This window comes from Nocardia veterana NBRC 100344 (assembly GCF_000308855.1).
GTDB classification, from domain to species: domain Bacteria; phylum Actinomycetota; class Actinomycetes; order Mycobacteriales; family Mycobacteriaceae; genus Nocardia; species Nocardia veterana.
Genome location: NZ_BAGM01000192.1, coordinates 1 through 8655 on the forward strand (window position 1 = coordinate 1; position 8655 = coordinate 8655).

The 8655-nt window shown below is 69.5% G+C and carries 9 protein-coding genes; 5 read left to right on the plus strand and 4 right to left on the minus strand.

Annotated elements, in window-relative coordinates; genetic code table 11:
- The 5 genes from ON37_RS26915 to ON37_RS26935 form a co-directional block, all read left to right on the plus strand.
- Positions 1-525: esterase/lipase family protein (locus tag ON37_RS26915; RefSeq protein WP_040717881.1), on the plus strand; the 525-nt coding region annotated here is incomplete at its 5' end.
- Positions 526-762: 237 nt separating this feature from the next.
- A complete protein-coding gene (locus tag ON37_RS26920; RefSeq protein WP_083893318.1) occupies positions 763-1785 on the plus strand; it encodes an alpha/beta hydrolase in 1023 nt (340 codons plus the stop codon).
- Positions 1786-1911: 126 nt separating this feature from the next.
- A complete protein-coding gene (locus ON37_RS26925) occupies positions 1912-3306 on the plus strand; it encodes an ABC1 kinase family protein (RefSeq protein ID WP_245553525.1) in 1395 nt (464 codons plus the stop codon).
- 42 nt (positions 3307-3348) lie between these two features.
- Positions 3349-4200: a 4,5-DOPA-extradiol-dioxygenase gene (ygiD, locus tag ON37_RS26930; RefSeq protein ID WP_083893319.1), complete on the plus strand. Its 852-nt coding sequence runs from the start codon at positions 3349-3351 to the stop codon at positions 4198-4200.
- Between the two features lie 224 nt (positions 4201-4424).
- Entirely contained in the window at positions 4425-5291 is an 867-nt protein-coding gene (locus ON37_RS26935) for a class II glutamine amidotransferase (protein ID WP_040723312.1), read from the plus strand.
- Between the two features lie 12 nt (positions 5292-5303).
- Here ON37_RS26935 and ON37_RS26940 read toward each other — a convergent pair whose 3' ends face one another.
- The 4 genes from ON37_RS26940 to ON37_RS26955 form a co-directional block, all read right to left on the minus strand.
- On the minus strand, positions 5304-5981 hold the full coding sequence (locus tag ON37_RS26940; RefSeq protein ID WP_051032100.1) for a PAS and ANTAR domain-containing protein: 678 nt from the start codon (positions 5979-5981) through the stop codon (positions 5304-5306).
- A 79-nt stretch (positions 5982-6060) separates the two neighbouring features.
- A complete protein-coding gene (locus tag ON37_RS26945) occupies positions 6061-7869 on the minus strand; it encodes a complex I subunit 5 family protein (RefSeq protein WP_040723317.1) in 1809 nt (602 codons plus the stop codon).
- Positions 7869-8216, minus strand: a complete 348-nt coding sequence (locus tag ON37_RS26950) for a sodium:proton antiporter (RefSeq protein WP_040723323.1) — start codon at positions 8214-8216, stop codon at positions 7869-7871. The genes ON37_RS26945 and ON37_RS26950 overlap by 1 nt, the downstream gene beginning before the upstream one ends.
- The coding region (locus ON37_RS26955; RefSeq protein ID WP_040723330.1) for an MnhB domain-containing protein at positions 8213-8655 on the minus strand (443 nt) is incomplete at its 5' end. The genes ON37_RS26950 and ON37_RS26955, both read right to left, overlap by 4 nt.

Here is an 8655-nt window from a genome sequence, read left to right on the forward strand (position 1 = left end):
GGTCACTCGCAGGGTGGCGCGATGTCGCGGTGGTATCTGAAGTTCGATGGTGGGGCGGCGAAGGTGCATCACATGATGACGTTCGGTGCGACCAATCATGGGACGACGCTGGATGGTATCGGTGCGTTGGGTCGGGCGATCAACAATTTCGGTATCGATGTGCTGGGGTTGGTGGAGATCTTCGTCGGGCATGCGGGTATTCAGCAGACGGTGGGGTCTGATTTCGTGAATCAGCTCAATGCCGGTGGGGATACGGTGCCGGGGGTGGATTACACGGTGGTGGGTAGTCGTTACGACGAGATCACCACGCCGTATGATTTGACGTTCTTGCAGCCGGGTCCGGGTGCGACGGTGCGTAACATCACGTTGCAGGACGGGTGTGAGCAGGATCTGTCGGATCATTTGACGATGATGTATTCGCCGCGGGTGCTGTCGATCATCTTGAATGCGTTGGATCCGGCGCAGACCCCGGCTCTGACGTGCAGTTTCAACCCGTGGCTGCTGGGCGGCGGCGGCAAACTCTGAGCCCGGCCCGGCCCGACCTGCTCGCCGGAACGCGAAAGCCCTGCGTTCCCACCGTGTTCCGGTGAGCCGCATCGCCGCCGTGGGGTCCGGCGCGGAACAGGGTACGCCGACCTCGATCCGCGCCACGGAGTGCACACACCCACGGCGGTGCGCCCGCCGGGCGATGCCCTTCACACCGCATCGCCCGGCGGGTCTCGTCGTATCGGCGGTCCGTTACCTCTCATCCAAGGAGTTCTCATGTTCGGAAAGATGCTGCGCAGCGGCATCGTTCCCGCGGTGCTCGTGCTGGCCGGTGCGGTGCTGGGGGCCACGCCGGCCGCCGCGCAACCCGAACCGGTCGCCCCCGACGGTTCGACCGTGACCGGCAGCTGGTCGCTCGACCCACGCACCGAGCAGTTGCGCGTGCATTCGGCGGCGATGAATACCGACATCATGGTGAAAGTGCAGTTGCCCGCCGATCGGGAGGCCGCCGCGCCGGTGCTGTATCTGCTCAACGGCGGTGGCGGCGGCCAGGATTCGGCCACCTGGGAACGCAACACCGATGTGGCAGGCTTCCTGTCGGGTAAGCAGACCTACGTGGTGCAGCCGGTGGGCGGGCGGTGGAGCTACTACACCGACTGGCGGGCGCCGGACCCGAAACTCGGCCTCTACAAATGGAAAACCTTCCTCACCGCGGAACTGCCGCCGCTGATCGACGGCCGTTACCGCACCACTGGAGCGAACGCACTGGCGGGACTGTCGACCTCCGGCACCTCGGTGCTGCAACTGCCGATCGCCGCGCCGGGCCGCTATCGCTCGGTGGCGGCCTACTCCGGATGCGCCCAGATCAGCGATCCGATCGGCCGCGAATTCGTGAAATTGTCGGTGCAGACCTGGGGCGGCGGCGACGTGGAGAACATGTACGGGCCCGACGACGATCCGATGTGGGCGGCCAACGATCCCTACCTGCACGCCGAGGGCCTGCGCGGCCTGAACCTGTTCATCTCCACCGGCACCGGAGTGCCCGGCATGTACGACGTCTACGGGGGCGAGCACATGCAGCCGGGCCCGCGGGGCTACCTGGATCAACTGGTCATCGGCGGTGTGATCGAGGCGGCGGCGAACTGGTGCACCCACAACATGGCGACCCGGCTCGGCGAATTGGGAATCCCGGCCACGTTCGATTTCGAACCGACCGGCACCCATTCGTGGGGTTACTGGCAGGACGCGTTGAAGCGGTCGTGGCCGGTGCTGGCGGCCGGGCTGGGCATCGCGCCCTAGTCGCCGCCGGTAGCTGCGCCGGGACGGCCGGGGGACAGTCGTACACTGTCCACCGACGGTGACGACGATGGGATGGTCGCAACGAATGATTCGGGCAGGTGAGCAGGTGGCCGGCGGGGGCCCGCGGTGACGGCGGCCACCGAGACCGCATCGGGGCCGGGCGCGGGGACCACACCACCGCAGCCGGTGCCGCCGCTGGAGAAATTCGGTTTCGCGGAGTTTCGCCGCACCGCCGCCATCGGGACGGTGATCGGCGGCCGGGTGGCCAAGCGCGTGCTGCGCGAGGGCTGGCGCCCGGCGCGGCGGCGGCGCGCGGTGGCCGAGGGCACGGTCGACGGCTTCGAGGTGCTGGGCCCGATGTTCGTCAAACTCGGCCAGCTCATCGCCTCCTCGCCCGCCGCGTTCCCCGACGAACTCGCCGACGCCTGCCTGCGCTGCCTCGACGATGTGCCGCCGTTTCCCGCCACCGACGCCCGCGCGGTGATCGAGGCCGACCTCGGCGCGCCGGTCGAGCAGCTGTTCCGCGAATTCGACGACGAACCGTTGTCGGCGGCATCGGTGGCGCAGGTGCACGCCTGCGTCCTCACCGACGGGCGCCCGGCGGTGCTGAAAGTGCAGCGGCCGGATATCGCGCGGCGCATGATCGTCGACCTGCGCGCGGCCTATCGGCTCGCCGGCGCGCTGACCAAACGGTCGGAGAACGCGCGGATCGCCAACGCGGAGGGCGTGGTCCGGGATCTGTACGACACCACCGTGGCCGAACTGGATTTCCGCAACGAGGCCCGCAATCAGGCCCGGGCGCGTGCCGATCTGGCCACCTTCGGCGACAACACCGGGGTCGTCGTCCCGGAGGTGTATTGGGACTACTGCGGGCCGCGGGTGCTGTGTATGGAGCGGATGCGGGGGATGCCGCTGGACCGCTTCGACGACATCCGGGCCGTCCACCCCGACCCCGAGCTGCTGATCCGGCGGCTGGTCAAGGCGTGGGTGGAAAGCGTTGTGGTGCACGGACTCTTCCACGGTGACGTGCACGCCGGAAACCTCTGGCTGCTCGACGACGGCCGCGCCGCGATGCTCGATTTCGGCATCGTCGGCACCATGACCCCGCAGTGGCGCGCCTTCGTCCGGGCGCTGTTCCACGCCAGCGCGATCGACGGCGACTTCCGGCCGGTCGCCCGGGCCCTGCGGGAACTGGATATGGTCGACGGTGACGAAGGTGACGACGCCACCATCGGCCGCCAGCTGGCGACCGCGCTGGCACCGGTGCTGTCGGGCAAACTGGCGCAGCTGGACATAGGGAAGGTCGCGGCCCGGCTGGTGGAATTCGGTAAGCGCCGCGGAGCGGCGGGACCGCAGCAGCTGTTGTTGATGGGTAAACAGCTCGGCTACTTCGAGCGGTACGCGGTGGCGCTGGCGCCGGGCTGGCGGCTCGGCCAGGACCTCTATCTGTTCCGCAACATCTTCCCCGACGAGGTGGCCGCGAAGGTCGCGGCCGACGGTATCGAACTGCCCGCCGACTGACCCGCGCGGCGGGATCGGCACGACCACGACAGGAGTGTGCGGATGTCGCCGGACCAGCTGCCCGCCGTCTTCCTCGGCCACGGCAATCCGATGAACGCCCTGGACCGCAACCGGTATACCGAGGCCTGGGCGGCGTTCGGCCGCAGTGTCGCCCGCCCGCGCGCCATCCTGGTGATCTCCGCCCACTGGTACACGAATGCGACCGCGGTCACCGCGATGCCGCATCCGCGCACCATCCACGACTTCTACGGCTTTCCCCGGGAGCTGTTCGAGGTGCGCTATCCCGCGCCGGGGCTGCCCGAGCTCGCCGAACAGGTCGCCGATGTCGCGCATCCGCGCTGGGTCGGATGCGATACCGACAGTTGGGGTTTGGACCACGGCACCTGGTCGGTGCTGGTGCATGCCTTCCCCGACGCCTCGATCCCGGTGGTGCAGCTGTCCCTCAACGCCTTCGAACCGATGGACTACCACCTCGAACTCGGCCGGGCGCTGGCACCGCTGCGATCCGACGGCGTGCTGATCGTCGGCAGCGGCAATATCGTGCACAACCTGCGGGCGGTCGATTTCGATATGCCCGACAGCGGATACGACTGGGCGCTGCGATTCGACGCCGCGGCCCGCGAGGTGCTCACCCGGACCCCGACGCAAGCAGCGGCGTTGGACGCGCATCCCGATTTCGCCGCCGCGGTGCCCACCCCGGATCACTATCTGCCGCTGCTCTATATCGCCGGCCTCGCCGATACCGAGCCTCTGGTGCCGCTCGTCGAGGGCCATTGCGCGGGATCCATTTCCATGGCGGCGTATCAGCTCGGGGGCGTCGCGCCGGCGCCGGCGGAGGGGGCCGGCGCACCGGGTCTGCCTACCGGCGTGCCGCCGGTGGACAGCAATATGTGACGCCGATTCCGCCTCTCGCCGCGCGACGCGTCGTCGTGACCGCGGAACCGAATCGGACCGGATCACCGCATCACCGCACCGCTCGAAGCGATGGTGCGCCGCGATCCGCGCGGCCGCCGGTTTGCCCGGCGGGTGCGGTGGTAGGCCGATGCCGAGACGTGCCGAGGGTGGACCTGCCGAGGGTGGACGGTTTCCAGGGCGGATGTTTCCGGAAGGGGAGAGCGATGTGCCGGCTGTTCGGACTGAGCGCCGCACCCCACCGGGTGCATGCCACGTTCTGGCTGCTGGAGGCCCCCGACAGCCTGGCCCGCCAGAGCCGGCGCGAGCCGGACGGCACCGGTCTGGGCACCTTCGAGCCCGACGGAACACCTCTGGTACGCAAGCAACCCATCGCCGCCTATCGGGACCGGCAATTCGTCCAGGAGGCGATCGAGTGCGAGTCCACGACCTTCCTCGCCCACGTGCGCTACGCCTCGACCGGTGCGACGACCGCCGCCAACACCCATCCGTTCGAGCAGCACGGCCGGCTGTTCGCGCACAACGGGGTCGTCGGGGGATTGGCGGCGCTCGACCGCGAATTGGGTGACCATCACGCCCCGGTGACCGGCGACACCGATTCCGAGCGAGTCTTCGCGCTGGTCACCAAGCGGATCGACGAATCCGGCGGCGACGTCGCCGCGGGCATCGCCGCGGCCGTCGGGTGGATCGCCGACCGACTGCCGGTCTTCGCGCTGAACTTCGTGCTCACCACCGCGTCGGAGCTGTGGGCGTTGCGCTATCCCGACACCCACGACCTGTACGTCCTCGAGCGCGCGGCGGGCGGCCCCGGCGGGGGACGCCACCTCGACCACGCCGGCAGCGGGCGGATCCGTGCCCACTCGCCCGCACTCGCCGGCCATCCGGCGGTGGTGGTGGCCACCGAGCGCATGGATGACGAGCCCGGCTGGCGGAACCTGCCCGTCGGCCGGCTGCTGCATGTCGGCCCCGATCTGCGGACCACCCTGCATCCGGTGATCGACCGCCCACCACGCCATCGGCTCACCCTCGCCGATCTGGACACGCACGCCGCCGCCTCCCAGCGACCGGCCTAGTTCGCTCGGCGCTCAGCCGGCCGGCTCGGCGTCGACGCGAGCGTGCACCGTCAGCAGGATGTGGTCGACGCAGGTTCGCAGATGCGGCGGGGCGGCCGGGAGCAGTTCGAGTTCGTCGACCAGCCGGGCGGCGAGTTCGTGCAGTTTCGTGTTGGTTTCCTGGGAGCGCCAGGCCAGCACCCGGAACGCCTGCTGGGCGGTGATCCGGTAGACGACCATCAGCGCGCCCTTGGCCTGTTCGATCACGGCCCGGCGCTCGATCAGATCGGGCAGCGTTTCGTCCAGCACCTGCCGGCGGTCCTGTTCGGCCGAGACGGTCAGGTCGACGTAGAAACCCTGGGTGCCGATCACGTCGCCGGCTTCGTCGAGCATCGGTTCGGACACCACGATCACGTCCCGGGTCCGGCCGTGGGTGTCGACGATGCGGTGCCGGCTGGAGAACGGTTCGTGATCCTCGACCGAGGTGACGATGGTCGCCTCCACGCGGTCGCGGTCCTTCGGATGTTTGTGTGACAGCAGCAGTTTCGTGGTCGGCTGGATCTCGCCGGGTTCGTAGCCGTGCATGCGGGCGAGCTCGTCCGACCACTCCCAGCGCTGATCGGCGAACCAGAATCGGAACCGGCCGACGTCGATGGGGTCGCCGGCGCCGACCACCCGCTCGATGTCGTCGTGATTGCGGTCACCGGTCATGGCCGCAGCGTACGCCGCCGCACACCGTCCGTCCGGCACCTGCCGGGCAGGCCGGGGCCGGGCCACCGGACCGGTCGCCTCAGCCGATCCACAACAGCCCGATCACCGCCGCGCACCCGAGTACCAGCCAGGCCGCGTAGTCGCCCGGATGGCCGCTGTGCAGCCGGTGCAGGGTGCGCCGGGCCGCGGTGAGCGGGCCGGATTCCGCATATCGCGCGAGGGTTCCGGCGTGGACGGCGAGCAGAGCGAGCGCGACCGCTAGGGTTGCCGAGACCAGTCCCAGCATCGTGCCGTGCGCGGTCCAGCCGATGTCGGGAACGGCCGGTGCCGCCGAGTTTCCCGTCAGCGCGCGGTCGCGATAGCCGATGCGATCACAGAAGTCGGCCGCCGCGGCGGCCACCTCGTGCCCGAACCGTCCGGGCAGCCCGCACAGCACGCCGGCGCCCAGCAGGGCGAACACCGCCGCGAGCATGGTGGCCGGCGGACGCCCGGGCGGGGTATCGGCGTCGGGCGTCTCGTGGGTGCCGGTCGTTTCGTCGGCGCCGGAACTCGGCTGCGGCGGCCTGCCCACGCCGAAGAACACGCGCAACCCCACTCGCAGCACCGCGGCACCGGTAACGGCCGAGACCGCGATCACCAGGGCGGTCAGCACCGGCGACGATGTCGACTCCTCCAGCAGTGCTTTGCCGAAACCCGTACCGGACAACGGGATTCCGCTGAGCATCAGTCCCGCCAGGGCGAACGCGACGCCCACCATCCGATGGTGCCGGGCGCGCCCGTACAAGTGCACCTCGTCGAGAGATCGGTACCGCGACAACAACATTCCGGCCATCAGGAACAGCGCCCCTTTGACCGCGGCATGGCCGGCCAGATACACCGCCGAGGCGGCCACTCCCTCGGGTGACAGTGCCGCCACCCCGAGCAGGAACAGCCCGATATGCGCGATCGTCGAATAGGCCAGCAGCCGCTTGACGTGCCGTTGCAGCACGCACATCACGGTGCCCAGCAGGGCGGTGCACACCGCGAGGACCAGCATCATCCGATGGGCACCGGTGGCGGGCAGGACGGTGTCGAAGACGGTCCAGTACACCCGCGCCACACCGTAGATGCCCAGTGGCGCCATCGCTCCGGAGAACAACACGCACACCGGCGCCGGAGCGACCGCGTGGGCGTCGGCGAGCCAGAAATGGAACGGCACCACCGCCGCCTTCACCAGCCACCCGGTGGCGATCAGCCCGAAGGCGATGAGTACCAGCGCATCCGGCCCGTCGCGCTCGACCGCCACGCTCAGTTGCGGCAACCCCAGTTGTCCGGTCCGGGCGTACAGCAACCCGATGCCGAACAGGCACAGGTAGGCGCCGAGCGAGTTGACCACCGCGAAATTCAGTCCGCCCTGGACCGATTCGGGATCTTCGATCTCGAGCCCGGTCAGCGCGTAGGCCGCGACACTCATCAGTTCGAAGAAGACGAACATGTCGAAAAGGTCGCCGGTGAGGGTGAATCCGGCCATGCCGGCGGTGAACAGCAACAGCAGCGCCGGGTAGTGGGCTCGCAGGGTGTCGAAGTAGCGCCAGCCGAACAGCAATGCGGTGGTGGTGAGGACCGCGATCAGCAGCGCCATCGCCGCGCCGAGCCGATCGGCGACGAGCACGATCCCGACCGCGAACCGGGGATCGGGCCGCCAGCCGCCCGACCAGGTCACGACCGCGCCGGACCCGGTCTCGGCCAGCAGCCATCCGGCCAGTCCCGCCGTGGTCGCGGCGGTGGCCAGGGCCAGCGCGTCGACGACGCGGCGGCCGGCGATCCGGCCCAGGACCAGCAGCAGGCAGGCGCCGGCGATCGGGACGACGACGATCAGCGGTGGCAGCGCACTCGCGGAACCGCCCATCAGCCGCGCAGCGCGTGCAGTTCATCGGGCACTACGGTGCCGTGCCGCTTGGCCACCTGCACCACCAGGGCCAGCAGCAGGGCGGTCACCGTCGCCGAGACCACGATGTCGGTCAGGGCCATCGCCTGCACCACCGGGTCGACCGTCGGCGCGCCCGGTGGATGTGGCTTTCCGAAGATCGGTGCGGTCGCGCCCGAGCGGTATCCGACGGCCAGGAGCAGGACGTAGGTACTCGACTGTGTCACCGACACGCAGACCACGGTGTGCACCAGATGTCTGCTGCGCACGACACCGAACAACCCCGTCAACAGCACCCACGCCGCCACCAGGTACGGGAATACCGTCATCTCGCCCCCTCGTCGCTGCCCAGATATTCGTCGAGAAACTGGGCGAGCAGCACCACGATGCCGCTGCCCACCGCGAGGCCCACCGCGCAACTGAACAGCGGTACCGTGCCCGCCGAAAACAGTTTGCCGCTGGTGCCTTTCGGTAAGAAGTTGGACAGGAATCCGGATCCCACGGCCAGGCCTGCGGCACCCAGCACCAGAACCGCGCCCATCCCGGCCGCCTCACCGGCCTCGTACCAGGCCAGCGGACGTACTCGCCGCAGGGCGCGGTAATCGCCGGCCACGTAGAGCAGGTGCAGGCCGGTCGCCAGGACCACACCGCCCTGGAATCCGCCACCGGGCGTGAGGTGCCCGTGTACGACGACGTCGGCGCCGATCACCAGGGTCACCGGTAGCAGCAGATATCCGGCGAGCCGGGTGGCCGCGAGCAGCGGTGGCC

Coding starts and splice junctions, on each gene's coding strand:
- ygiD (WP_083893319.1), top strand. CDS start 3,349: ATGTCGCCGGACCAGCTGCCCGCCGTCTTCCTCGGCCACGGCAATCCG.
- ON37_RS26945 (WP_040723317.1), bottom strand. CDS start 7,869: ATGGGCGGTTCCGCGAGTGCGCTGCCACCGCTGATCGTCGTCGTCCCG.
- ON37_RS26940 (WP_051032100.1), bottom strand. CDS start 5,981: ATGACCGGTGACCGCAATCACGACGACATCGAGCGGGTGGTCGGCGCC.
- ON37_RS26950 (WP_040723323.1), bottom strand. CDS start 8,216: ATGACGGTATTCCCGTACCTGGTGGCGGCGTGGGTGCTGTTGACGGGG.
- ON37_RS26920 (WP_083893318.1), top strand. CDS start 763: ATGTTCGGAAAGATGCTGCGCAGCGGCATCGTTCCCGCGGTGCTCGTG.
- ON37_RS26935 (WP_040723312.1), top strand. CDS start 4,425: ATGTGCCGGCTGTTCGGACTGAGCGCCGCACCCCACCGGGTGCATGCC.